This is a genomic window from Caproicibacter fermentans (assembly GCF_014303955.1).
GTDB lineage: Bacteria > Bacillota > Clostridia > Oscillospirales > Acutalibacteraceae > Caproicibacter > Caproicibacter fermentans.
The window spans coordinates 2,581,631-2,604,879 of sequence record NZ_CP060286.1 but is presented as its reverse complement, the minus strand read 5'-3'; the positions used below and the strand labels follow the sequence as shown (position 1 = coordinate 2,604,879).

Annotated in this window: 23 protein-coding genes; 8 read left to right on the top strand and 15 right to left on the bottom strand. The window is 57.4% G+C overall.

What is annotated here, in order from left to right:
* Window positions 1-7 precede the first annotated feature (7 nt).
* Both HCR03_RS12885 and HCR03_RS12880 read right to left on the bottom strand, forming a co-directional pair.
* Complete coding sequence (locus HCR03_RS12885) at window positions 8-523, bottom strand: QueT transporter family protein (RefSeq protein ID WP_187034551.1); 516 nt, start codon at window positions 521-523, stop codon at window positions 8-10.
* A 150-nt stretch (window positions 524-673) separates the two neighbouring features.
* Entirely contained in the window at window positions 674-2,080 is a 1,407-nt protein-coding gene (locus HCR03_RS12880; RefSeq protein ID WP_187034549.1) for a hemolysin family protein, read from the bottom strand.
* A gap of 339 nt (window positions 2,081-2,419) precedes the next feature.
* On the opposite strand from HCR03_RS12880, the gene nifJ reads away from it, so the two are divergent.
* Window positions 2,420-5,983 carry a pyruvate:ferredoxin (flavodoxin) oxidoreductase gene (nifJ, locus tag HCR03_RS12875; protein WP_156991048.1) on the top strand — a complete coding sequence of 1,188 codons (3,564 nt, stop codon included), beginning with the start codon at window positions 2,420-2,422 and terminating at the stop codon, window positions 5,981-5,983.
* A 75-nt stretch (window positions 5,984-6,058) separates the two neighbouring features.
* Here nifJ and HCR03_RS12870 read toward each other — a convergent pair whose 3' ends face one another.
* The 3 genes from HCR03_RS12870 to HCR03_RS12860 form a co-directional block, all read right to left on the bottom strand.
* Window positions 6,059-6,487, bottom strand: a complete 429-nt coding sequence (locus HCR03_RS12870; protein WP_066647106.1) for a CBS domain-containing protein — start codon at window positions 6,485-6,487, stop codon at window positions 6,059-6,061.
* Between the two features lie 104 nt (window positions 6,488-6,591).
* Window positions 6,592-7,101, bottom strand: coding sequence for a hypothetical protein (locus HCR03_RS12865; RefSeq protein ID WP_187034547.1), 510 nt, complete (start codon window positions 7,099-7,101; stop codon window positions 6,592-6,594).
* 433 nt (window positions 7,102-7,534) lie between these two features.
* Window positions 7,535-7,840, bottom strand: a complete 306-nt coding sequence (locus tag HCR03_RS12860; RefSeq protein ID WP_066646807.1) for a hypothetical protein — start codon at window positions 7,838-7,840, stop codon at window positions 7,535-7,537.
* Between the two features lie 192 nt (window positions 7,841-8,032).
* On the opposite strand from HCR03_RS12860, the gene HCR03_RS12855 reads away from it, so the two are divergent.
* Window positions 8,033-9,436 carry a S1C family serine protease gene (locus HCR03_RS12855; RefSeq protein WP_156991046.1) on the top strand — a complete coding sequence of 468 codons (1,404 nt, stop codon included), beginning with the start codon at window positions 8,033-8,035 and terminating at the stop codon, window positions 9,434-9,436.
* A gap of 108 nt (window positions 9,437-9,544) precedes the next feature.
* On the opposite strand, the gene HCR03_RS12850 is transcribed toward HCR03_RS12855, so the two are convergent.
* Genes HCR03_RS12850 through HCR03_RS12830 form a run of 5 tightly spaced genes read right to left on the bottom strand, consistent with a single transcriptional unit; the run spans window position 9,545 to window position 14,528 of the window.
* Complete coding sequence (locus HCR03_RS12850; protein ID WP_187034545.1) at window positions 9,545-10,324, bottom strand: GNAT family N-acetyltransferase; 780 nt, start codon at window positions 10,322-10,324, stop codon at window positions 9,545-9,547.
* Between the two features lie 33 nt (window positions 10,325-10,357).
* Window positions 10,358-10,873 carry a hypothetical protein gene (locus tag HCR03_RS12845; protein ID WP_187034542.1) on the bottom strand — a complete coding sequence of 172 codons (516 nt, stop codon included), beginning with the start codon at window positions 10,871-10,873 and terminating at the stop codon, window positions 10,358-10,360.
* A gap of 23 nt (window positions 10,874-10,896) precedes the next feature.
* Entirely contained in the window at window positions 10,897-12,180 is a 1,284-nt protein-coding gene (locus HCR03_RS12840; protein ID WP_066646814.1) for a competence/damage-inducible protein A, read from the bottom strand.
* Window positions 12,181-12,196: 16 nt separating this feature from the next.
* A complete protein-coding gene (thiI, locus tag HCR03_RS12835; protein ID WP_066646816.1) occupies window positions 12,197-13,375 on the bottom strand; it encodes a tRNA uracil 4-sulfurtransferase ThiI in 1,179 nt (392 codons plus the stop codon).
* A 13-nt stretch (window positions 13,376-13,388) separates the two neighbouring features.
* The gene (locus tag HCR03_RS12830; RefSeq protein ID WP_187034540.1) at window positions 13,389-14,528 is read right to left on the bottom strand and encodes a cysteine desulfurase family protein; all 1,140 of its coding nucleotides are present in this window, start codon (window positions 14,526-14,528) and stop codon (window positions 13,389-13,391) included.
* 571 nt (window positions 14,529-15,099) lie between these two features.
* Between HCR03_RS12830 and HCR03_RS20165 the strand changes: the two genes are divergently transcribed.
* The 5 genes from HCR03_RS20165 (at window position 15,100) to HCR03_RS12810 (ending at window position 19,139) form a co-directional block, all read left to right on the top strand.
* Window positions 15,100-15,717 carry an ABC transporter substrate-binding protein gene (locus HCR03_RS20165; RefSeq protein WP_267459182.1) on the top strand — a complete coding sequence of 206 codons (618 nt, stop codon included), beginning with the start codon at window positions 15,100-15,102 and terminating at the stop codon, window positions 15,715-15,717.
* Window positions 15,659-16,666: an ABC transporter substrate-binding protein gene (locus HCR03_RS12825; RefSeq protein ID WP_267459181.1), complete on the top strand. Its 1,008-nt coding sequence runs from the start codon at window positions 15,659-15,661 to the stop codon at window positions 16,664-16,666. Before HCR03_RS20165 ends, HCR03_RS12825 begins: the two co-directional genes overlap by 59 nt.
* Before the next feature lie 105 nt (window positions 16,667-16,771).
* Window positions 16,772-17,716 (top strand): ABC transporter permease, encoded by a 945-nt coding sequence (locus HCR03_RS12820; protein WP_066646824.1) that lies wholly within the window; start codon window positions 16,772-16,774, stop codon window positions 17,714-17,716.
* A complete protein-coding gene (locus tag HCR03_RS12815) occupies window positions 17,713-18,504 on the top strand; it encodes an ABC transporter permease (protein WP_066646827.1) in 792 nt (263 codons plus the stop codon). Before HCR03_RS12820 ends, HCR03_RS12815 begins: the two co-directional genes overlap by 4 nt.
* Window positions 18,505-18,797: 293 nt before the next feature.
* Window positions 18,798-19,139 (top strand): GNAT family N-acetyltransferase, encoded by a 342-nt coding sequence (locus tag HCR03_RS12810; RefSeq protein WP_233452829.1) that lies wholly within the window; start codon window positions 18,798-18,800, stop codon window positions 19,137-19,139.
* A gap of 2 nt (window positions 19,140-19,141) precedes the next feature.
* Here the strand turns inward: HCR03_RS12810 and pstA are convergent, their stop codons facing one another.
* From pstA to HCR03_RS12795, 4 genes are all read right to left on the bottom strand, one after another.
* Window positions 19,142-20,029: a phosphate ABC transporter permease PstA gene (gene pstA, locus HCR03_RS12805; RefSeq protein ID WP_187034538.1), complete on the bottom strand. Its 888-nt coding sequence runs from the start codon at window positions 20,027-20,029 to the stop codon at window positions 19,142-19,144.
* Window positions 20,026-20,661 (bottom strand): phosphate ABC transporter permease subunit PstC, encoded by a 636-nt coding sequence (gene pstC, locus HCR03_RS12800; protein WP_330601186.1) that lies wholly within the window; start codon window positions 20,659-20,661, stop codon window positions 20,026-20,028. The genes pstA and pstC overlap by 4 nt, the downstream gene beginning before the upstream one ends.
* Window positions 20,658-20,909: a hypothetical protein gene (locus HCR03_RS20330; RefSeq protein ID WP_330601004.1), complete on the bottom strand. Its 252-nt coding sequence runs from the start codon at window positions 20,907-20,909 to the stop codon at window positions 20,658-20,660. Before HCR03_RS20330 ends, pstC begins: the two co-directional genes overlap by 4 nt.
* Window positions 20,910-21,008: 99 nt before the next feature.
* Window positions 21,009-21,959 carry a phosphate ABC transporter substrate-binding protein gene (locus HCR03_RS12795; RefSeq protein ID WP_207727248.1) on the bottom strand — a complete coding sequence of 317 codons (951 nt, stop codon included), beginning with the start codon at window positions 21,957-21,959 and terminating at the stop codon, window positions 21,009-21,011.
* A gap of 186 nt (window positions 21,960-22,145) precedes the next feature.
* Here HCR03_RS12795 and HCR03_RS12790 point away from each other — a divergent pair, with 186 nt between their 5' ends.
* Window positions 22,146-22,565 carry a GNAT family N-acetyltransferase gene (locus tag HCR03_RS12790; protein WP_187034534.1) on the top strand — a complete coding sequence of 140 codons (420 nt, stop codon included), beginning with the start codon at window positions 22,146-22,148 and terminating at the stop codon, window positions 22,563-22,565.
* Between the two features lie 87 nt (window positions 22,566-22,652).
* Here HCR03_RS12790 and HCR03_RS12785 read toward each other — a convergent pair whose 3' ends face one another.
* Entirely contained in the window at window positions 22,653-23,207 is a 555-nt protein-coding gene (locus HCR03_RS12785; protein ID WP_187034532.1) for a hypothetical protein, read from the bottom strand.
* Window positions 23,208-23,249: the final 42 nt, after the last annotated feature.

The window sequence follows — 23,249 nt, the reverse complement described above, 5'->3', positions numbered from 1 at the left end:
GAGAAATCTAAAACAGCTTTTTCATCGCCCTGCTGGAATTGATCCACGCGGCAAGCGGCAGTCCCAGCCCATAACACACGACCAGCTCGTCAAGCCCGATGGATAGCGCCTGCGCGAAAAATTCCGCCCACGCAAAGCCCCCCGGCGACAGGATGACAATTTCGGCCCCGACAAAAACCGCGTTGACGATCACCGGCGGCAGCGGCGCCAGAACCGGCAGACCGTGCCAGCGCACCCCGCGCAGCAGGCGCGTGCCCACGGCGGAAATCAGCGTTGCGAGCGTGCCGACGACCAGATCGGTGCTGTAACCGCTGAACAGGTTCGACAGAAAACACCCGACCGTAAGCCCCGGAACCGCCGAAAACGTGAAGACCGGAAGAATGGTGAGCGCCTCTGAAAACCGGAACTGCACCGGGCCGTAGGCCAGCCCCCAAAGGGCCGCCAGAAGGGTCAGCACCGTGTAAAGCGCGGCGATCATTGCCGCGAGCGCGATCAAATGCGCGCGGCCTGTTTGACGTTGCATTTTTTGATACCCCCGTAGTTTTGTTTAAGGTCAGGATGTTGCGACTGACCCCGCCTTTTCACAGCGGTTCTAATAACATACTACAAAATTCTAAAAATTGCAATCCTTATTACGCAATTTACGCTATGTTTGCAATATTTCCCAATCGCTTTATTCCTTGCTTTTTCCCGGCTGCAGCTGCCCCTGTGCCGGAAGCGCGTCCTTTTCGATCAGGATTTTCGCGATCCTGCGCTCCTCCATCGCGGCCACGGTGAGCGTCATGCCGCAGAGCCTGACCTGCGGATGCTCGTTTTCGCGCGGCAGACGCCCCAGGTGTTCCATCATCAGTCCGGCGATGGTGTCGTAGTCCCCCTCCGGAAGGTCCACGCCCAGCATATCGGAAACCTCGTCCACCGGCGCGGTGCCCTCCACATCGAAGCGGTTTTCGCCGTCCCGGTGGATTTCCTCCTCTTCGTTGTCGTATTCGTCCTGAATGCTGCCGACAATCGATTCCAGAAGGTCCTCCATCGTGATGATTCCCTCCGTTCCGCCGTATTCGTCGACAACGACGGCGATCTGGACCCGCCGCAGCCTCATTTCCCCGAAAAGCTCGCCGCACGGTTTGCTTTTCGGAACAAAATAGGCCGGGCGCATCAGGCGTTCAAGTCTCATCTCCGGCGACACGGACCTGCCCACGTAAGGAAGCAGATCCTTTACATATATAATACCGACGACGTGGTCCAGATCCTCATGGTAAACCGGGATGCGCGAATATCCGTTTTCCATGGACGCAGCAACAACATCCTCCACGGTGTCCGTGTCCTCCGCCGCGACGACGTCGGTCCGGTGCGTCATCGCCTCGTCCGCGGTCGTGTCGCTGAATTCGAAGATATTGGAGATCATATCCTTTTCCTTCTCATCCAGAAAGCCGCTCCGGCGGCCCGCCTCCATCATCAGAAGGATTTCCTCCTCCGTGACGGCCTGACCGGGCGCCTGCGGCCCGCCGCCGGCAAGGCGGGCAAAAGCGGCGGCGCACCGCGCCAAAAGAGCCGCGGCCGGTCCGAACACGCGGATCAGCGCGGAAAGAATGACGGCGAAACGGAACGGCAAAACGCCGCTGCGGCTGAGGGCGATTTTTTTTGGCATCATATCTGCGAACACGGCCCAGAAAATCAGAAAAAGAAGCGTGATCAGAAAAAGCGAAATTCCACGCACGGCCGGCGGCGGGATGGGCAGAAAGGCAAGAAGCCGGGCCGCGCCCGCCGTAAACCCCGCCGCGGCAACCGCCGCCGCGGCCATGCCCGCAGCGGCCTCCCCGGCGCGTGCGGCTGAAAGAAAGCGCGCGGTTTCGTCATATAGGGCCAGCAGCTTTTCGGCCTTTTCATCGCCTGCCTCCGCCAGTTTTTTTATTTCCGCCTTATTCAGCGACAAAACGGCGGTTTTTCCCGCCGCAAAAAAGGCGCCGGCAAGAAACAGAAGCAGCAGAACCGCCGCCGTGGCCGCGAGATTCTCCGGGGCGGCCGCGCCCGTAAAGGACAACCGTATCGGTATTGTAGGATCGCCAGGGTCCGGTGACATGAATTTACCCCTTTCAAACAATTCTATTTGATTGTCATTGTATCGTTTCCGGCCTCCGCTGTCAATGCGGAGCCGGGGCAGAGGGACCGAGCTGCGGGGTGAAACAGGGCGACGCTCACACTTTCTTTTCATGAGCGGCGCCTGAACGGCATAAATTGAATTACAAAAGTAAATTTTGGGCATTGTGTTATTTTTACTATATTTTTTTTACTGGTTTCCGTGCGCTTTTTCATAATTTTCCTTTACATGGAATGTAAAAGATGTTAAACTCTAAACAAGTACAGACTTTTGTGCTGTGCCAAACGGAATCAATTATCCGTAAGGAGGAAAATAAGGACTATGGATTCAAGAAAAATGAAAACCATGGATGGCAACAACGCCGCCGCGTATGTGTCTTACGCCTTCACCGACGTTGCCGCCATCTACCCGATCACGCCTTCTTCCGTAATGGCGGATGAGACGGACAAGTACGCAGCCGCAGGAAAGAAAAACCTGTTCGGCCGTCAGGTCCAGATTACAGAAATGCAGTCGGAGGGCGGCGCATCCGGCGCGGTTCACGGCTCTCTGGCCGCGGGCGCGCTGACCACCACCTACACCGCTTCCCAGGGCCTTCTGCTGATGATCCCGAACATGTACAAGATCGCCGGCGAATTCCTTCCGGCCGTGATGCATGTTTCGGCGCGTTCCCTTTCAACGCAGGCTCTGTGCATTTTCGGCGACCATTCCGATATTTACGCGTGCCGCCAGACCGGGTTTGCCATGATCTGCTCCAACAGCCCGCAGGAGTGCATGGACCTCGGCGCCGTCGCCCATCTTTCCGCCATCAAGGGCAGCATGCCCATCATGCATTTCTTTGACGGTTTCCGCACCTCTCACGAAATCCAGAAGATTCACATCTGGGACGACAAGGACCTTGCGGGAATGCTCGACTGGGATGCTGTTGAAAGATTCCGCCGCAGCGCAATGAACCCGGAACATCCGGTAACAAAGGGCACAAGCGAAAACGACGACCTTTTCTTCCAGGTCAACGAAGCCAGCAACAGCCATTATGACGAGTTCCCCGAAGTCGTCGTGGACTATATGAATCAGGTCAACGCGAAGCTCGGCACCGACTACAAGCCGTTCAACTACTACGGCGCGCCGGACGCGACGGAAGTCATCATCGCCATGGGCTCCGTCTGCGAGTGCGCGGAAGAAGTCGTCGATTACCTAAACGCCGCGGGCGAAAAGGTCGGCCTTGTCAAGGTTCACCTGTACCGTCCGTTTGTTTCAAAATATCTGCTCGACGTCCTGCCGAAAACCGTCAAGAAGATCAGCGTGCTCGACCGCACGAAAGAGCGCGGCTCCATCGGCGAACCGCTGTACCTCGACATCGTGGCCGGCCTGAAGGGCTCCGAATTTGAAACGACCCCGGTTTTCACCGGCCGTTACGGTCTCGGCTCCAAGGATACAAACCCGGGCCAGATCGTCGCCGTTTACCGCAACATGCAGTCCGCTTCCCCGAAGAAGCGCTTCACGATCGGCATCAACGACGATGTGACCAACCTGTCGCTTGACGTCAAGGAAAACCCGGACACCACCGCAAAGGGGACTCATTCCTGCAAATTCTGGGGTCTGGGCGCGGACGGCACCGTCGGCGCAAACAAGAACTCCATTAAGATTATCGGCGATCACACCGACATGTATGCGCAGGGCTACTTCGCCTACGATTCCAAAAAATCCGGCGGCCTGACGGTTTCCCATCTGCGTTTCGGCAGCAAGCCGATCAAATCCACCTACTATGTTACGAAGGCTGACTTCGTTGCGTGCCACAAGCCATCCTATGTCGAGTCTTTCGACATGGTTCAGGATATCAAGCCCGGCGGAAGCTTCCTGCTCAACTGCGAATGGGAAACCGTCGAAGAGCTTGACAAGCATCTGCCCGGCAAGATGAAGAAATATATTGCCGACAACAACATCAACTTCTATACCATCAACGGCGTAAAGCTTGGCAAGGAGCTGGGCCTCGGCGCCCGCATCAACACGGTTCTGCAGTCCGCGTTCTTCGCAATTGCCAACATCATCCCGAAGGACCAGGCCATTCAGTACCTGAAGGACGCAGCCACAAAGAGCTACGGCAAAAAGGGCGAAAAGGTTGTCGCAATGAACCACGCGGCGATTGAGCGCGGCTCTTCCGACTTCACAAAAGTAGAGGTTCCCGCCTCCTGGAAGAACGCGGTCGACGATTCCGTCATGCCGAAGGCAACCGGCGACGACAAGGATCTTGTCGAGTACGTAAACAAGGTTCTGATTCCGGCAAACCGTTACAAGGGCAACGAGATTCCGGTTTCCGACGTCATGAAGATGGCGGACGGCACCGTTCCGTCCGGCTCCTCCGCTTATGAGAAGCGCGGCATCGCGATCGATGTTCCGGAGTGGATTCCGGAAAACTGCATCCAGTGCAACCAGTGTTCCTATGTGTGCCCGCACGCGGTCATCCGCCCGGCCGTCATGACGGCCGAAGAAGCCGCCAAGGCTCCGGAAGACATGAAGATGAAGGACATGACCCTGATGCCGGGTTACAAATTCGGCATTACGATCTCCACGCTGGACTGCACGGGCTGCGGCTCCTGCGCAACAATCTGCCCCGGCATGAAGGGCAGCAAGGCTCTTGTCATGAAGCCGATGGACACCCAGCTGGACAGCCAGAAATACTACGATTTCGGGCTGACCCTTTCCGAAAAGCCGGAAATCACCGCCAAATTCAAGCCCACTACCGTCAAGGGCAGCCAGTTCAAGAAACCGCTGCTTGAATATTCCGGAGCATGCGCGGGCTGCGGCGAAACTCCTTACGCGAAGCTGGTCACACAGCTGTTCGGCGACAGGATGTACATCGCCAACGCAACCGGATGCTCCTCCATCTGGGGCGGCTCCGCACCGGCGACTCCGTACACCAAGAACGAAAAAGGCTTCGGCCCCGCGTGGAACAACTCCCTGTTTGAAGACAACGCGGAGTTCGGCTACGGCATGGCGCTTGCCAACAAAGCCATTCGCGGAAGACTATCCGATTATATTAAGGCCATCGAGGCATCCGGCGAAGCGTCCGAATCCCTCAAAAACGCCTGCAAGGCCTATTTTGATTCATTCGACAGCAGCCTTGAAAACCGCGAGCCGGCCGACAAGCTGATTGCCGAACTGGAAAAAGCCGCTTCCGGCAGCGGCGAGCTTGCATCTCTTGCCAAGAAGACGCTTGCCGATAAGGATTACCTCGCGAAGAAGTCCATGTGGATCTTCGGCGGCGACGGCTGGGCCTACGATATCGGATACGGCGGACTGGATCATGTCCTCGCTTCCGGCGAGAACGTCAATGTTCTGGTATTCGACACCGAGGTGTACTCCAACACCGGCGGGCAGGCTTCCAAATCCACCCCGATCGGTTCCGTCGCGCAGTTTGCCGCGACCGGTAAATCCACGAAGAAAAAGGATCTGCCGGGCATGGCCATGACCTACGGCTATGTCTATGTCGCTCACATTGCGATGGGCGCCGACTACAACCAGACCATCAAAGCGATCACGGAAGCCGAAAACTACAACGGCCCGTCCCTGATTGTCGCTTACGCTCCCTGCATCAACCAGGGCATCAAGGGCGGCATGGGCATCTCCCAGCTGGAAGAGAAGAAAGCCGTCGCTTCCGGCTACTGGAAGAACTTCCGCTATGATCCCCGTCTGGCCGAGCAGGGCAAGAACCCGTTCCAGCTCGACAGCAAGGCCCCGACGGAATCCTACCGCGACTTCATCATGGGCGAAGTCCGTTACAACTCCCTGACCCGCGCCTTCCCGGAGCGTGCCGAGAAGTTGTTCCAGAAAGCCGAGAAAGTTGCAAAAGAGGATTACGAGCACCTCGAGAAGCTCTCGAAGATGTAATCTCCGTTTCACAAAATCAGCCCCCGTACGGTTTTCGTACGGGGGCTTTTTGCGCTGAAAATGAAAGACTTTCGGTTACATTCGACTGTCTCCGGGCTGTGAGATCCCGCTGAGAGCCTCTCCCGCGCTGTTCTGGAAGGAGGGATCGATGGAGATGTCCCCGAGCGCCACAATTCCGACAAGGCTGTTGTGGTCGACGATCGGCAGCCTGCGGATTTGCTGGTCGCTCATGAGCCGGGCTGCCTCGTGAACATCCATCTCAGGGGTTCCTACCACCGGGTGAGTGCTCATGACATCCGTTACCTTGCGGTCCGCGGTGTCCTGTCCCTGAGCAGTCGCCCGCAGGGTAATGTCCCTGTCGGTCACGATGCCGATCACTTCTTTTTGCCTACAAACCGGAATTGACCCAACATGGTACTGTTTCATCAGCTTCGCCGCCTGCTCGACGGTATCTTCGGAACCGACGCAGGCAACATCCTTGGTCATAATATCTTTTACCTTCATCATTGCTCCACCTCATTCGTAGCCTAACCGGAAGCGGAGTGATTATGCAAAAACCCTGAAAAATAGCCGGTCGGCCCGGATGCTGCCGAAACCATCCTTTTCCTCTAATTATCCCAGCGGAAATAACAAATCCGGTTTTCTTTCGTATCAATGACCGCACCCGCTATATGGTCATATGCTTCATCCCAAAAGGACGGCGGTGCGACCGGCAGCTTTTTGTCATTCTGGATTCGATAATAACCGCTTTCCCCGGACAGATATTGATGATAATAAGCCCGTGCTGCCTCGTCGGTGCTTCCGGCCAGTTCATCCAACAGCCCGTCGATCAAATACGGCCTCATCGGAAACCGTGACCAAACTGCCATATTGTTTTCACCGAGCGCCGTCTTCATTTCATCGGAGGACATCTGAAACAGATAAAACAGATCGCCGTCCGTGAAACCGTAATCCTTCTTGCTGAACATGACTTTCGGCTCGCCCGGCATCTGAAACAGAAGGTCATTCTGAAAATCGAGGACTCTTTGATCCGGCTTTGGCGAAAAAGGATGCCATATGAGCAGTACGCAAGCCAGAAGCAGTACTCCGGCCAACGGCAGAATGATTTTTTTCCGCATGAAAAACTCTCCGATCCTATGAAGCGATCCGGACTTCCAATTATTGATGGCATTGGAAGCCGGATCATATAGCCCACGTCTTTTAACGAATCCCGCGTTCCACTTTCTGAGTCCTGGAAGGATCCATCATTAAAATGAATTAATTTTCATAAAAGGCTTTAGCAAAGCTAAATACTCACCGTATAAATGCAGCAAAATATTACTCCAAAGCCAGAAACAAAATTCCACTCATAAGCTGGAAACAACCGCGGGTCTCGACACACCCATCTCCTGCGACAATCCCCGGCTTTTTCTCAGCTTTTGCAGCCGATCTGTGAACTCCATCGTATCACCTCGCAGTGATTATAAAGGAAAGAGCCGCCGGTTTCCGCCAAATGCGGCTTAAAATTTGTCAACCTGCGGTTGCGCGTGGGGTTCCCCCAGCCGGGCAGTTTTATCGGCCCGTGTTCCGTTCGGTGAGCCTGATCATCAACACGGCGAACGCGATCACAAAAACAGCGAATACGATTATAAGGATTTTATCATAAGGCGTAATCCGCCAATTATCCAGGACCCCGGCCGCAATGGCGAAAAAGCCGCCCGGCAGGCAAAACCAGCGGATCACCCGCGTATACTTTTCCTCCATCCCCTTTTTCACATGGTCGGTCCTGTAAAGCGACCCTCTCCCCGTAAATCCGCAGTACAGCATGTAAATCCCCGAAAGGCCCAGAAACAAGTCAAAAATCTGATTGTATCCCATTTAAAATTCCTCCGTTTCACCCGGATGCGGCGTATTTTTATTATACTCCAAAAAGACAGGCCGTCAACGAGCGAGGGTGTCCGTCTTAACATAAATTTATTTTTTTATTCATAAAAATATTAATTGCTTATCATATCTTTTTCACAGTCATCCGCGATAATGAAATCAAACAAACAAGAAAGGATGATCGTCATGAGGAATCCATTCAGAAAGGACCGCGAAGACAAATCCGGTATTTCTGTCAAGAATTATGGCGCAGATTATCGCAGTGACTGGAGGGATTCTTCCGAACAGCCTAATCAGACCGTATGGCAGGGCGACTGCTATCACTCCTATCGTTCCCCAGGCACACCGACCCCGCAGGATCATTACGCCGAGCCGTCCTCCCCCGTGGTTTACCCCTCGGAGGCAGTTCCGAATCAACGGAAAAAGCATACGGTTCGGAATATTGTTGCCGGACTGACGGCATGCCTTGTCGTTTCCGCAAGCTCCGTCGCCGGGTTTGCCTATCTGATTAAAAACGGCACGGTCAAGCTGAATTCCGGCAGCACGACTCCGGCGTTTACCATCATGAAAGACGGAAGCTCCTCCGGCAATGTCAGCACAACGAATACGGGAACCTCCGGCAGCATGACTTTGGAACAGGTCGCGAGTAAAGTGGTTCCGTCGGTCGTGTGCATTCAGAATTATCAGGTCAACCAAAAAAACAGCCTTACCGTCGGCGGTTTTGGATCAAGCGATAATAACAACGAAGTTTCGCCGACGAGCGAAGGCAGCGGAATCATCGCAACCAGCGACGGCTACATTATCACAAACGCCCACGTAGTGGACAGCGCGTCTTCCCTGAAAGTAATTCTTTCCACCGGCAAGACCTATCAGGCGAAGCTGATCGGCAGCGACAGCGTCACGGACCTCGCTGTCATTAAAATAGACGCAACCGGCCTGACGGCCGCGGAATTCGGTTCCAGCAGCGACCTGCAGGTGGCGGATCAGGTCATGGCAATCGGCAATCCGGGCGGCCTGGAATTCAACTCTACCGTCACCGTCGGTTATGTTTCCGCTCTGAACCGTGAAATCACGAACTCCGAAACCGGCTACACCATGAAGTGCATCCAGACCGACGCTGCCATCAACCCCGGCAACTCCGGCGGCGCGCTGGTCAACATGAAGGGGCAGGTCGTTGGAATCAACTCCTCCAAGATTGTTGCCACCGGCTATGAGGGACTCGGCTTTTCCATCCCGATCAACGAGGCTCAGCCGATTATCAGCGACCTGAAGCAGTACGGCTATGTGAAAGACCGCGCGGTGCTCGGTATTTCCGGCCAATATATCGACAGCATGACTGCCCGTCTCTACGGCCTGCCGTCCGGCATGTACGTCTCTTCCGTCACCAGTACGGAGGTCACCAGCGCGGGCATCCAGAAAGGCGACGTCATCACAAAGATCGACGGAACCGACGTCACCAGCCTGAACGTAATTTCAGGGGAAATCGCTAAGAAAAAGCCAGGCGAAACGGTCACGCTCACCGTTGAGCGCGCTTTGACCGGCCAGACCTTCACGGCGACCGTCAAGCTTTTACAGGCAACCGGTAAATAAATCTTCAAAACCGAGAGGCGCCGTTAAGGTCCGCGATTTAGCCCAATCTCAAAAACAGCTCTGAGCGAAATTTCGCTCAGAGCTGTTTTTGAGGAGTCGGCCCGCATTTCAAGCGTCGAAAACTTGGTATGCGCTCCCGGTTTTCTCATAAAATCCGTATTCATACTGCGTCTGAAAGCCCATACTTGAATAAAGACGGATCGCGTTTTGATTTCTGCTGTGGACAATCAGGTAAGCGGCCCGCGCGCCGTTTTCGGCCCCGAACCGCAGAATCGCGCCGCAGACCGCCGTTCCGATTCCCCCGCGGCGGAACTCCGGTTCCACATGCAGATCGTAAATGCCGACGTATCCGCGCTCCGCCGTGCCGTAACCGCAGCCGATGATTTTCCCCTGCCGCACCGCTTTCACGAAAACGCCTGGAACCGCGATATTTTCCAGCCCGCGGCAGTGCGTTTCCACCAAACCCGGACTTGAGACGCCGGTCAGCCGCGCCGATGCGGCCAGCCACTCTCGGTCCGGCACAGCCTCGCACCTTATCTCCGCGCGGGACTCCCCGGCACACTGCCCGAGCTCGGCAGACATTACGTTTACGGTTTTGATTTTCCGGTAGCCTCGCCGTTCCAGCTGTTCCGCCAGCTCCGGCTGACAAACCGGAGTCACTTTAAAGACAGAGGGAAGCCTGTTTCGTTCAAACAGCTTTTCGCACGCTTCAATTTTCCCGGCGGAACCTTCCCCTTCCAGCGGGCAGACGCAGTTGGCCCGGTAGGTGTAGCCCCGGTTCATCCGCAGAACCCACCCGTCCAGCAGAATCGTTTGGCGGGCCGGAATCGAATTGAGCAGCGCCTCCTCAAGAATTCGTATTGAGCCGTTTTTTTCGCAGATTTTCATCTTTCTTTGCCGCCTTCCGCGTCCGCATCGCCGTCATCCCGGTTCCGGAAGCGTTGCCGGCTGCTCTGGCGAAGCGTCCTCTTCATCAGTCGGAATCACAAAGCGTATTTCTTTTTGTTTCGGAATTTCGCCGCTGAGCCCGAATTTCATTTTCAGCCGCTCAAACGCCGCGGGCAGCATTTCCAAAATCTCGCTGGGGTCGTCCGGAAGAATCAGGATCGCGCGGTCTTGGCTCTCCACCAGATATCCGGTTGTTTCCCTTCCGGCCAGTTTCAGCACCCCGGCCGGCTCGCCGTCCCCGCCGATCGGCACGCGAAGCGTGCGGAACAGGGCTGCCGAACAAAGCGGACGGCCCGCGACGGCCTCGCTGACGACAAAGACCGCGGCCGCGTCTTTCAAAAGCGCCGCCATATTCGGATTCAGCCGTTCTTCCCGCGTGCAGACTCTCACCTGAGCAAGCGGCAGCTGAAACCATCCGGCCGAGCGCCGGATGAGCTTTTCACAGACGGAAGTCCGTCTGGAACAGTAAAACAAAAGCCCCGCGTCCATTTCCCATTCCTCCCGCCTGTTTTCTAGCCGCCCTTTTTCATCTGAGAATACGCGGCCTGCTCCACGCCGCCCAGGCCCTGGAGGCTGCGGCGGATCATGTCGAGCGCGTTGGAAGCCGCCAGACCGCGCAGGTACCCGCGCCCGCGGTAACGCCCCGCCGGGCGCATCTCGCGGAGCTTCACGCCGTCGCCGTCACACAAGGCAAGATAGACAAGCCCGACCGGCTTTTCTTCCGTCCCCCCGCCCGGTCCGGCCACGCCGGTGATGCCGATTCCGTAATCCGCGCCGGACCTTTCTTTGATCCCGCGCGCCATCGCCTCCGCCGTCTGCGGGCTGACCGCGCCGTATTGCCGCAGGGTCTCTTCCGGCACGCCCAGCAGCATGGTCTTGATCTCATTCGCATAGGTGACGCAGCCCATGTGAAACACGTCGGACGCGCCGGGAATATCCGTAATCCGTTTCGCGAGGAGCCCGCCCGTGCAGGATTCTGCCGTCGCGACCGTCTTTCCCCGCGCGGCAAGCTCTTTCACGACGGTCTCCTCCAGGCTTTCGACGTCAAGGCCGTAAACAAAGCCGCCAAGGCGCTTTTGCAGCTCCCTGACAACCGGTTCGCACATCGCTTCGGCAGCCGCCTCATCCGCGGCGCGCGCGGTCACGCGCACGAACATTTCCCCTTCCTTGGCATAGGTGGCCGCCGTCGGGTTCGGGCAGGCGCACAGATCGTCGATCAACTCCGCCACATACCCCTCGCCCAGCCCGAATACCCGGACGATGCGCGACACGATCGCGGCATTCTCCGCCTGCGTCAGGTAGGGGATCGCGTAGTTTTTCAGCATCGGGATCAATTCGAACGGCGGGCCGGGCAGCATGACGACCCTTTTCCCCGCATCCGTCGTAAAGCCGCAGCCCGGCGCGGTTCCGCAGTCGTTCCGGAAAACGGTGCAGCCCTCGGGCAGCATCGCCTGCTTTTTCTGCGTTTCCCCCAGAACGCGGCCTTTGAAATACTCCTCGATCCGGCGAAGGCTTTCTTCGTGCAGGACCAGCTTTTTGCGCGCGGCGGCCGCAACCGTCTCTTTGGTCAGGTCGTCGCCCGTCGGCCCGAGCCCTCCCGTGGTAATGAGGACGTCGCTGCGCGAAAGGGCAAGCTCGACGGCGGCTTTCAGGCGCTCCGGGTTATCGCCGACCGTGCAGGAATACAGCAGGCTGACGCCGGCCGCCGACAGCTCCCGCGCGACGAATGCCGTGTCCGTGTTAATGGTATGACCAAGCAGCAGCTCGGTCCCGACGGATATAATTTCAGCGTTCATTCTTTTGCTTCTCCTTTTATCCCAGCGGCGTAATCGGCGTCTTTTTAACGTTCGCAACGCACTCGTCAACCAGCGCGGCGCAGTCGAGCGCTTCCTCCGCCTTTTCCACATATTTGAGCGCCGGCTTGGTTCTGGGATGCTTCGGCGTGAACACCGTGCAGCAGTCCTCATAAGGCTGAATGGACAGCTCGTAGGTGTCGATGCGGGACGAGATTTCAACGATTTCCCGTTTGTCCATCCCGATCAAAGGACGAAAAACCGGCATGTTCGCCGCCGCGTCGGTGCAGACGATCGCTTCCAGCGTCTGGCTTGCGACCTGCCCCAGGCTTTCGCCGGTAATCAGCGCCCCGCAGCCCTCGTTCCGGGCGATTTTCTCGGCGCAGCGCATCATCAGGCGGCGCATGATAACAGTGAAAAGCTCCTCCGGGCAGTTCGCCATGATCTGCTCCTGCACCTTCGCGAACGGCACGGTAAACATCGTCATGCGGCCCGCGTAGGCCCCGACTTTCGTGAGCAGATCGCGGACCTTCTGCTCCGCGCGCTCGCTGGTGTAGGGCGGGCTGGCAAAGTGGACGGCGGTCAGCTCGACGCCGCGCCGCGCCATCATCCACGCGGCGACCGGGCTGTCGATTCCTCCGCTGATCAGGATCGCGGCCTTTCCGCCCGTGCCGACCGGGATGCCCCCCGCGCCGCGCTCCGCGTTGCCGTGAACATACGCGGCGGCGTCCCTCACTTCAATCCGGACGGTGTAGTCCGGATGATTGACGTCCACCCTCAGATTCGGGAACTTCGACAGAAGGTATCCGCCGGCTTCCTTGCAGATCTGCGGCGAATTCAGCGGAAATTGCTTGTCGGAGCGTTTGCTTTCCACCTTAAAGGTTTTTACCGCGGAAAGCGGCCCGCGCAGATACTCCGCGGCGGCGTCCAGAATCGTTTCCATCTTTTTCCCGACTTCGCACGCGCGGGTCAGCGAGGCGATTCCAAACACTTTGGAAAGCCGCTCCTGCGCGGTGAAAAGATCCGCGTCCTCGTCCCTCGGCGTCACATAGATGGTGGACTGGCGCTCGTGAACCTCGAAGGAACCGAGTCCGTCGAGCCTGCGCCGGATATTTTTCAGCAGCGTTTCCTCAAAGCTGCGGCGGTTCAGCCCCTTGAGCACGACCTCGCCGAGCTTGAGCAGAATAATTTCTTTCATACGTTGATTCGCGTCAGAGCGGGCGGCGGGTCAGGCCGGAAAGGCCCTCCCGGAGCGCGCCGGCAAAAACGTCGATTTCCTCCTTTGTGTTATAGCGCGAAAAGCTCAGCCGAAGAGCGGAAGCGATGCGTTCCCTCGCAAGACCCATGGCGGAAAGCACATGGCTTTCCCTTCCGCGGGAACAGGCGGAACCCGACGAAAGGTAAATTCCCCGGTCGGAAAGGAAATGGAGCATGGTCTCCGCCCGCACGCCCACGGCGGAGAAATTCAAAATATAGGGCAGCGCGTCCGGCGCGGAATTGAATGTGACTTCCGGAATCGTTTCAAGCTTTCCCCGGCAGTACGCGTTCAGCTCTTCCATCGTGCGAAGCTCCGCGCGAGCCTCCGGCAAAGCGCCGACCGCCGCGCCGAATCCGGCGATGAGCGGCATCCCCTCGGTTCCGGGGCGGAGGTTCTTTTCCTGACCCCCGCCGAAAACATGCGGCTCCAAGCGGACGCCCCGGCGCACATACAAAGCGCCGACCCCTTTCGGCCCGTGGATCTTGTGGGCGCTCACGCTCATCAGGTCAATTCCCGCCTGGCGGGGGCGAAGCGGCAGCTTGCCGAACGCCTGCACCGCGTCCACATGGACAAGCGCGGGGCTCCCCGCCGCGCGCACCGCCTGAGCGGCCGCCTCCACGGGCAGGATGCTGCCCACCTCGTTGTTCACGCACATCAGGCTGACCAGAATCGTCTCACCGTTCACCGCGCCGGTAATCTGTTCGGCGGTGATATGCCCGAACGAATCGGGCTTTAAATAGGTAACCCGGAAGCCCTCCTGCTCCAGCCGTTTCATCACGTTTAAAACAGAGGGGTGTTCGATTTGCGTCGTTACAATATGGTTCCCGCGTTTTTTAAGGGCATGCGCCGCGCCGAACAGCGCGATGTTGTTGCTCTCCGTCCCGCCGGAGGTAAAATAGATTTCCTCTTTTTCCGCGCCGAGCCGCGCGGCCACCGCAGCGCGCGCCTCGTCCATCGCACGCTCCGCCCGAAAGCCGAGCGAATGCAGGGAAGACGGGTTGCCGTAGTTTTCCGTCATGGTCTCCATGACCTTTTCTGCGGCCTCGCGGCACACGCGGGTCGTGGAGGAATTGTCGAAATATAGCTCGCTCAAAGCGAAAAGCCTCCATTAAAATCAGTTTGGGTTTATTATACACCCAGTCCGCTTTTCGGGCAACGGTTTCATTCCGCGCAGTGAAAAGAGCCGCTCTTTGCGTTAATTTTTCTTAGAAAATGACCGATTTTTATTGACAAAGTTTTAACCGGCGTTTATCATAGTATCAAAATGACGGAACCATCCGGCGGTGCATCGAAGAAGGAGAAAAAGGGTACGCAACAGGATTGCGTGCAAAATGGCGCTCCTCCGTCCCGCGGGATCTTCCGGATATGGTTACGGCACCGGGACCCTCCTCAGGATTACTATCCTTTTTTTAGTTTGCCATAATATGACCGCAGTCCGGGTTTTTGCGTTGCTTCGAGCGGATTTCGCCGTGTTCGCCGGGGCATATGCCACCCGGGGTGTGGTTTTTTTTATGCGGCGGGGGCTGTTCCGGGTCCGGCGTTTTGGAATCCGCAGACTGCGGAACGAAAAAGCAAGTCCGCGCAAATTTCAAAGCGGAGGAATGTTCCGCCGTTTTTCGTACAAGATTTGAATACGGCCAATTCCGTTCTATAAGGAGACAGATATGAAAAAGAATTTCATCCGGAAGATTGCATCCGCCGTGCTCGCGGCGGCCGTTCTGCTGCCGCTTGCGGCCTGCGGCCCGGGCGGCGAGGCTTCCTCGTCCTCCTCTTCCGCCGCGCCGACCTCTTCTTCGGCGCAGTCCTCGCAGGCCTCCGGCGGAGAATTTGTATTCGGCATGCAGACCCAGCCCGACCACCTGGACCCGTTCCTTGCCGCTACTGCGGATACCCGCAGCATTCTGTTCAATATTTTCGAGGGTCTGGTCAAGCCGGATAAAGACGGCAATTTGATTCCCGCCGTCGCCCAAAGCTACGAAATGTCCAAGGACGCGACCAGCTACACGTTTCACATCCGCAAGGGGATTCAGTTCCAAAACGGGAACCCCGTGACCGCGGACGACGTAAAATATTCGCTCGACACCGCCGCGGGCCTTTCCGGCGGCAAAGTGCTGGTCGCGGACCTCGCCAAAATGAAATCGGTGGAAATCAAGGACGCCTCGACCGTCGTCGTGCATCTGAAACAGGCGGACTATGAGTTTCTGCCCTACCTTACGAGCGCGATTGTCCCGAAAGGCTACACGGAGCAGGACACGCACCCCCATCGGCACGGGCCCGTTTGAATTCGAATCCTACTCCCCCCAGCAGTCGCTGGTTCTGAAAAAGAACCCGGATTACTGGCAGAAAGACCTGCCGAAGCTCGACAAGGTCACGTTCAAGCTGGAAAGCGACTCCAACGCCCTCTTAATGGATCTTCAGGGCGGCAGCGTGGACGGCGCCAGCATCGCGAACAACGTCGCCTCGCAGATCGGCAGCGGGTTCCAGCTGATTCAGGCAAACTCCAACTCGGTCCAAATGCTCGGGCTCAACAACAGCCGGAAGCCCTTCGACGACGTGAAAGTCCGCCGGGCGGTCAGCTGCGCCCTCAATCCCGACGAGATCATCAGCACGGTCAATTTCGGCAAGGCGGTCCGCGCGGGGACTCCGGTCATTCCCGGCCTGAAAAAGTATTTTGACGACAGCCTGACCCACGCCTACGACCAGAACACGCAGAAGGCAAAACAGCTTCTTTCCGAAGCCGGATACCCGAACGGCTTCTCCATGGCCATCACGGTTCCGTCGAATTACACCGTCCATGTCGACACCGCGCAGGTGATGGTCAGCGAGCTGAAAAAGGCGGGCGTCACGGCAACCATCAAGCAGGTGGATTTTGCCACATGGCTCAGCGGGGTTTATACTCAGCGCAATTACGAAGCGACCGTCATTTCGGTCGACGGCACCACTCTTTCGCCCCGCAGTTACCTCGGCCGCTATCTGTCGGACGCATCGAACAATTTTGTGAACTATAAGAGCCCGGAATTCGATTCCGTCTACAAGCAGGCGGAAAACGAGCCGGATGAGGACAAGCGTGTGGAGCTTTACAAACAGGCGCAGGAGATTCTCTCCAAAGACGCCGCGAGCGTCTATATTCAGGATATCGCCAACCTGAACGTGCTCCGCGACGAGTTCTCCGGTTTTACGCCCTATCCGCTGTACGTCTTCGACGCTTCCACCATCTATCGCGCCAAATAGCAGGCCCCGCCCTGCGTGCGCGTCCGCCGCGGGTCCGTCTGAATGCGTCCCGGGACAAACGCGTAAAACGATTCCAATGTTTTTCACAGGAAGACAGGTACGGTTATGAAGTTTTACCTGAAAAAACTGCTGTCGCTGCTTTTGACTCTGCTGCTGGTCTCCGTGATGGCTTTCGCGGCTTTCAACCTGATCCCGGGCGACCCGGCGCAGCTGATTCTTGGCACGCAGTCCACGCCCGAGGCGCTTGCCGAGCTGCACCAAAAGCTGGGGCTTGACAAAAGCATGCCGGAGCGCTACGCCGGGTGGCTTTTGGGCCTGCTGCACGGGGACATGGGCACTTCGCTTCAATACTCCCGCCCGGTTTCGGAGCTGATCGGCAGCCGGCTTCCGGTTACGGCTGCGCTTGCCCTGATGGCTCTTCTGCTGATTTTCACGGTCTCCGTTCCCGTCGGCGTTTTTTCCGCGCAGAAGCGCGGCTCGCCGGTCGGGCGGCTGCTGGATTCCGTCACCATGCTGAACATCTCCATGCCGGGATTTTTCCTCGGGATTCTGTTTATCTGGATTTTCGGCCTGGTTCTGCACTTTTTTTCGCCCGGAGGCTATGTCGGCTGGCGGGAAAGCCCCGACGGCTTTCTCCGTTACATGATCTTCCCGGCGCTTGCCGTCGCGCTGCCGAACATCGCGGTCGCATCGAAATTCCTGCGTTCCGCGCTTGTGGAGGAATCCGGCGCCGACTACGTCCGCACGGCGGTGAGCAAGGGCCTTTCCAAACATATCGTCCTGTACCGCCATATGCTGAAAAACGCGCTGATCCCGTTTCTGACCCTTTCCGGAATGATGGTCGCCGAAATCTTTTCCGGCAGCATCCTGATCGAGCAGGTTTTCGGCATTCCGGGAGTCGGGCGGCTGCTGATTTCCTCCATTCTTTCACGCGATTTTCCGCTTCTGGAATCTCTCGTCGTCTACCTTGCGTTTCTGGTCGTCCTCGCGAATTTCGCGGCGGATCTTCTGCTGCAGGCCGCCGACCCGCGCATCCGGGTGAAGCCATGAACAACGATCGCCGGTTTTCACTCCGCGTCGGGGCCGTGCTGATCTTCCTTGTCTGCTCCGCGGCCCTGATCAGCCTTTTTTACACGCCCTGCGATCCCTATGCCATCGACGCGGCGCAGCGCTTTCTGCCGCCGTCCCTCCACCACTGGTTCGGGACCGACAATTTCGGCCGGGACAATTTTTCACGCGCCGTGACGGGCGCGCGGTATTCCCTGTTCGTCGCCTCCGTCACGGTGGCGCTCAGCTGCTTTTTCGGCGTTGTTCTCGGCCTGCTTTCCGGCTTTGCGGGCGGAATCGCGGATGAGATCATTCTGCGGCTGACGGACGCGCTCTCGTCCTTTCCCGCCGTACTGACGGCGCTGGTGGCCGTCACCGTATTCAGCGGCGGCAAATTCGCCATCATCCCCGCGCTGGCGATCGCGTTCCTGCCCAGCTTTATCCGGCTGACCCGCAGCGGCGCGATGCGGCTGAAAAATCTGGATTACATTCAGGCGGCGTATATTTCCGGCGCGTCGACCGCGAGGATCATGTTCCGGCACCTTCTGCCGAATCTGCTTCCGACGCTGGTCCCGGCGGTGGTCGTCGGCCTTTCCAACGCGATTCTGGCGGAATCCGGCATGAGCTACCTCGGTTTGGGCATTCAGCCGCCGACCCCCAGCTGGGGCCGCATGCTGTTCGAGGGGCAGACCTATCTGTTCCATGCACCGTGGGAAACGCTTTCCGCCGGCCTGATGATGGTCCTTACGGTGCTGGGGTTCCATGCGCTGGGAGAAAGCCTGGAAAAATAAACGCACCTGATAAACAGTTGTCCGGTTTTTCCGGACGGCTGTTTTTTCTATGATTTGACATTTTAAAAAGCGGATGCTATCATGAATTGAGAATTGAGAAATAAGGAGGACACAAGAATATTTGATTCTTTGCGTACGGGATGGCGCGGCTGCACCGCCCGGCAAAAGCTCGGCTTTCTTTCCGCGGTTTTCGCGGTTCTCGCTGCCGTCGTCTGCCTGTCCGCCTTTTTCACAGCGTTTTATTTTCAAAATACGGCGCAAAAGACCCCTCCGGCTCCGGGAAGAAAAACAACATGTTTGCCCGCGAACAGCCGGAGACCGTGCTCGGCAGCGCCGCGCTGAACGGTATTGTTCGGGGCTGTTTTCAGTCGTGCTTTCTCGGCTACCGGCTGGACGAAAAGAACCAGTGCCGCGGCTATATGACGGAAGCGGTTGAAGCCGTGACCGGCTACGCGTTCCGCGAACTGGGTCTGCACCGGATCGAAGCAAATGTGATGCCGCGCAACAAAGCCTCGCTGCGGGTTCTGGAAAAGGCGGGCTACCGGGAAGAAGGAGTTGCCAGGCGCTACCTGAAAATCAACGGCGTCCGGGAGGATCATATCCATATGGTACGTCTGAACGAAGCTCAGCCTTAAATTCAGTCTTTTCCGCCGGTCATTTTGCGGTCCAGGCGGTTGCCGATCGCGCGCGCCCCGATGCTGAAAACAAAGACCATGATGATCAGCACCGCCGCGGACATGTCCGCCACCTGAGCCGCGTTCGGGGCAACCGCTTCCGTGCGGGACGCCCAGATTTGCAGCGCCAGCGTCTCGCCCGGACGGAACGGGTTAAACGGGCAGACGGGCGAAGAAAGCTTCCACCAGCGGGACCAGTTGATATCCGTACTCATGCCCGCCGTGTACAGCAGCGCGGCGGCCTCGCCGAATCCGCGCCCCGCCGCGAGAATCACGCCGGTGATGATGCGCGGCACGCAGCCGGGAAGCATCACGCGCAGAATCGTCTGGCGGTGCGTCGCCCCCAGGCCGAAGCTGCCTTCTTTCCAGGAATTCGGAATCGCGCGCAGCGCGTCCTCCGTCGTTGTGGTAATCAGCGGAAGGCTCAGAATCGAGACCGAGAGCGCGCCCGCCATCAGGCTCCATTTGCCGTGAACCATCACGACGAAAACAAGGTAACCGAACAAGCCTACCACAATGGACGGCAGTGAGGACAGGGTTTCAATACAGGTGCGGATAAAACCGGTCAGCCTGCCGTTTTTGGCGTATTCCGCCATATAGATCCCCGCGGCGACGCCAATCGGCACGCTGATCAGCAGGGCGAGAAAGACCAGATATACGGTGTTGAAAAATTGGTTCCCGATTCCCTCCGCGTTAAAGGCAAGCAGCGAACCGTCGAACTCCATGACGCCCTTGCCCAGGATATAAACGGTAAAAGCCGCGAGCAGCAGCAGAAAAAAGCCCGCCACCCCGTACAGGACGACCGTCATCACCCGGTCCGTCAGAATTGCGTTGCGGTGCCTCTGGTTCATCTTTCGCGTACCCCCTTGGAGGATATTTTCCGGACAATCAGTATAAAGGCAAAGGAAATGACCAGCAGCAGAAGCGCCATGGTCCACAGAGCAATGTTATACTCGCCGCCGTCCGCCGCGCCTCCCATGTCGGACGCGATGGCCGCCGTCAGGTTGTTGGTGGGCGACAGAATGCCGGTGGGAAACGCCTTCATCTTGCCGATTACCATGGCTACCGCGAGCGCTTCCCCAAACGCCCGGGCAAGGCCCAGAATCACGCCGGTCAGAATTCCCGGCCGGGCCGCCGGGATCAGCACGCGGCGGATCACCTGCCAGCGGGTGGAGCCAAGGCCGTAGGCCGCCTCCTGGTACTGCAGCGGAATATTCCGGATGGAATCGGCGGACACGCTCGTAATGGTCGGAAAAATCATGACCGCCAGCACGATTCCGCCGGCCAGCACGGAATACCCGTACTGCAGGTTGAAGATCTTCTGAATCAGCGGAACCAGAACCGTCAGTCCGACCCAGCCGTACACGACGGACGGAATCCCGACAAAAATCTCAACCGCGGGCTGGAGCAGCCGATTGCTGACGCGCGGGGAAATGACCGCCATGAAAATCGCGGCGGCGAGGCTGAACGGCGTCGCGATCAGCAGCGCGAGCAGGCAGATGCTGACGGAGCCGACGATAAAGATGGCCGCCCCGACCTGCCCCCCCCCTGAAAGTCATCCGCGGGGTTCCAGTTGCTGGAAAACAAAAACTCCCATACCGAATGCTTGTAAAGGGTAAAGGTTCCGAGTCCTTTGTAGCACAGGAAGACTCCGATGGAAACGGTCAGCAGAATCAGGAACAAACCGCAGGCCGCAATCAAGCCCCTCCACACGGTTTCTTTTTTTGCCATATTCTTTCTCCTTCTTTCTTGAAACCGGCAAAAGACCGGACGGGTTTCGCCCGCCGGTCCAGCCGTTATGTCGGTTCTATCGTGAAAATTTTCCGTATCTTATTTTTTCGGGCCCGGATCCTGTCTTTCAACCGTCATCTTGGAGGCGACATTGTAGCCGAGGCCTTCCATGATCTTGCCGTATTCGTCGGACTGCATGTAGTCAATCAGCGCCTTTGCGACGCCCGCCGCATCGCCCTTTGTGTACATGTGCTCGTAACCCCAGACCTTGTATTTGCCGGCATAGGTGTTCTCCAGTGTGGGTTCCACGCCGTCAATCGCCATTGTTTTGATGTTTTCGTTCGGCTGAATCAGGTAGGAAAGAGCGACATAGCCGATTGCTCCCTTATGCTGAGATACCGTCTGAAGCAGAGTGCCGGAATCGTCCGTTTCCAGTGATTTGTTGGAGGCTTCATCCGCGCCGTTGAGCGCATAGCTCTTAAACAGGGCGCGTGTTCCGGAAGTGGAGGGGCGTGTTACCAGAGTAATGGGTTCGTCCGGTCCGCCGACTTCTTTCCAGTTTTTCGTCTTTGCGGTAAAAATATCGGTTAACTGCTGAGTCGTCAGGCTTGTAACCTTTTCGGCAACGTCCGCGTTGACGATCGGCGCCATGGTAATGACGCAAACCTTGTGGTCGACCAGTGTTTTCGCCTGATCTTCCGTCAGCTTTTCATCGGCGAACACATCGGACATCCCGATGTCCACCGTGCCGTCCGCGGACTGTTTCAGGCCTGTTCCGGAACCGCCGGCATTGAGCGTTACGGAAGCGTCCGGATTTTTCTGTTTAAACGCGTCAAGCGCGTTCTTCACCAGCGGATACAGCGCCGAGGAACCGGAAATTGTGCAGCTGCCGGTAACGCCCGCTTCGGAGGAAACTGCTTCGGAAGAGGCCGCTTCGGAGGATCCCGCCTGGGAGGACGGAGTCTGGGAGGATGCGTTGGTGCCGGAGGAGCAGGCGGTTGTTCCGATCAGCATGGCCGCAATCATCAGGATCGACAGGTACTTTTTCATATACGATCTCCTTATCATTTTTTCTTTTCTCTCTGTTCTGCTTTCCATCTTAAAGGCTTCGCGTTAAGGGAAAGTTAGGCTAATTTTATTATCGTGTTATTTTTATGTTAAGAACAGGTTAAATGGTCTTTCCATCCTTTCTCCAATTGTGTTACAATAGGAAAAATCATATTTGGAGGAAACACAATGGACTTTCAATATAAGCATTCCCTTTCCGCCCCGGATTATCTCCGCCTTCGCAAGGCCGTGGGGTGGAAATCTGTTTCCGCGCGCCAGGCGCAGGCCGCAATCGACCGCTCCGACTATCTGGTTTCCGCCGAAGCGGACGGCAAAACGCTCGCCTCCGCGCGGCTGGTCAGCGATGGCGGCACCGTATTTTACATTGCAGACGTGATGGTCGACCCGGCGTATCAGGGCAGCGGCGTTGGCAAAACGATGGTCTCCATGATTCTGGAGCATGTCCGCACCATGCTGGAAGAGGGAGAAATGGTTCGCGTCAACCTGATGGCCGCGGTCGGCCGCGAGCCTTTCTACGAAAAGCAGGGATTTGTTCGACACCCCTCCGACCAGTTTGGCGCCGGGATGTCCTATTCCATTACAAAATAAAAACGCTCCGCCGAAAGCGGAGCAGAAAAATTGACGTGTGATTTTATGAACCGGGCGGAAAATGATTCCCCGGCAGCCCGCGCCCATTTATGGCGCGGACGCAGAGGAATCGCTCTCCATTAAGGAAATGCCCGCCGTGGACCCGTCCGCGTAACGCGCTTCAAAGCTCGAAAACGGCGCCGGTGAAACTGTTTTTCCGGACCCGTCTCTTGCGCCGACATTCTTTGGCGCGCGGTCTCCTGATAGAGTCACCGCCGTTTTCCCCTGGTATCGGCAGACGACGGTCACGCGTTCAACGCCGCGTTCCAGCGGATTGGAAGTCAGTTCTTCCTGAACGGCCCCGATGACCGTGCGGTAGTTCGCCAAGTCCATTCCCTGCTGAAACGCAGGAAAGGACGCCGCCGAGGCGGATTCCTGTTCCTGCGGAGCATTGCCGAGGTCCAGCGTGAGCGTCAGCGCAGAACCCGACCGCGCACACGAAACGACCTGCGCGTTCGCCGTCCCGATGCGGCGCGCCAGCCGGTCGGAAAGGCTCACGCCGACATTCTGCTCGAAACAAATTCCGAGAACCGCCCCCACGGCTAATGCTGCCAGCAGCATAGCCGGAATTCGAAGCCGCCGCAGTTTCTCCGTGTTTTGCAAATGAATGCCCCCTCATTTTCAGTATTTTGTCGCCGATTCCCT

Bases quoted from the DNA above. Each gene is read 5' to 3' on its own strand.
- HCR03_RS12840 (WP_066646814.1), bottom strand. From the start codon at position 12,180: ATGAACGCTGAAATTATATCCGTCGGGACCGAGCTGCTGCTTGGTCAT.
- HCR03_RS12850 (WP_187034545.1), bottom strand. From the start codon at position 10,324: ATGAAAATCTGCGAAAAAAACGGCTCAATACGAATTCTTGAGGAGGCG.
- HCR03_RS12880 (WP_187034549.1), bottom strand. From the start codon at position 2,080: ATGTCACCGGACCCTGGCGATCCTACAATACCGATACGGTTGTCCTTT.
- HCR03_RS12865 (WP_187034547.1), bottom strand. From the start codon at position 7,101: ATGCGGAAAAAAATCATTCTGCCGTTGGCCGGAGTACTGCTTCTGGCT.
- HCR03_RS12795 (WP_207727248.1), bottom strand. From the start codon at position 21,959: ATGAAAAAGTACCTGTCGATCCTGATGATTGCGGCCATGCTGATCGGA.
- HCR03_RS12810 (WP_233452829.1), top strand. From the start codon at position 18,798: ATGTTTGCCCGCGAACAGCCGGAGACCGTGCTCGGCAGCGCCGCGCTG.
- HCR03_RS12870 (WP_066647106.1), bottom strand. From the start codon at position 6,487: ATGAAGGTAAAAGATATTATGACCAAGGATGTTGCCTGCGTCGGTTCC.
- HCR03_RS20165 (WP_267459182.1), top strand. From the start codon at position 15,100: ATGAAAAAGAATTTCATCCGGAAGATTGCATCCGCCGTGCTCGCGGCG.
- HCR03_RS12885 (WP_187034551.1), bottom strand. From the start codon at position 523: ATGCAACGTCAAACAGGCCGCGCGCATTTGATCGCGCTCGCGGCAATG.
- HCR03_RS12855 (WP_156991046.1), top strand. From the start codon at position 8,033: ATGAGGAATCCATTCAGAAAGGACCGCGAAGACAAATCCGGTATTTCT.
- thiI (WP_066646816.1), bottom strand. From the start codon at position 13,375: ATGAAAGAAATTATTCTGCTCAAGCTCGGCGAGGTCGTGCTCAAGGGG.
- HCR03_RS12815 (WP_066646827.1), top strand. From the start codon at position 17,713: ATGAACAACGATCGCCGGTTTTCACTCCGCGTCGGGGCCGTGCTGATC.
- HCR03_RS20330 (WP_330601004.1), bottom strand. From the start codon at position 20,909: ATGGCAAAAAAAGAAACCGTGTGGAGGGGCTTGATTGCGGCCTGCGGT.
- pstA (WP_187034538.1), bottom strand. From the start codon at position 20,029: ATGAACCAGAGGCACCGCAACGCAATTCTGACGGACCGGGTGATGACG.
- HCR03_RS12790 (WP_187034534.1), top strand. From the start codon at position 22,146: ATGGACTTTCAATATAAGCATTCCCTTTCCGCCCCGGATTATCTCCGC.
- nifJ (WP_156991048.1), top strand. From the start codon at position 2,420: ATGGATTCAAGAAAAATGAAAACCATGGATGGCAACAACGCCGCCGCG.
- HCR03_RS12860 (WP_066646807.1), bottom strand. From the start codon at position 7,840: ATGGGATACAATCAGATTTTTGACTTGTTTCTGGGCCTTTCGGGGATT.
- HCR03_RS12820 (WP_066646824.1), top strand. From the start codon at position 16,772: ATGAAGTTTTACCTGAAAAAACTGCTGTCGCTGCTTTTGACTCTGCTG.
- HCR03_RS12845 (WP_187034542.1), bottom strand. From the start codon at position 10,873: ATGGACGCGGGGCTTTTGTTTTACTGTTCCAGACGGACTTCCGTCTGT.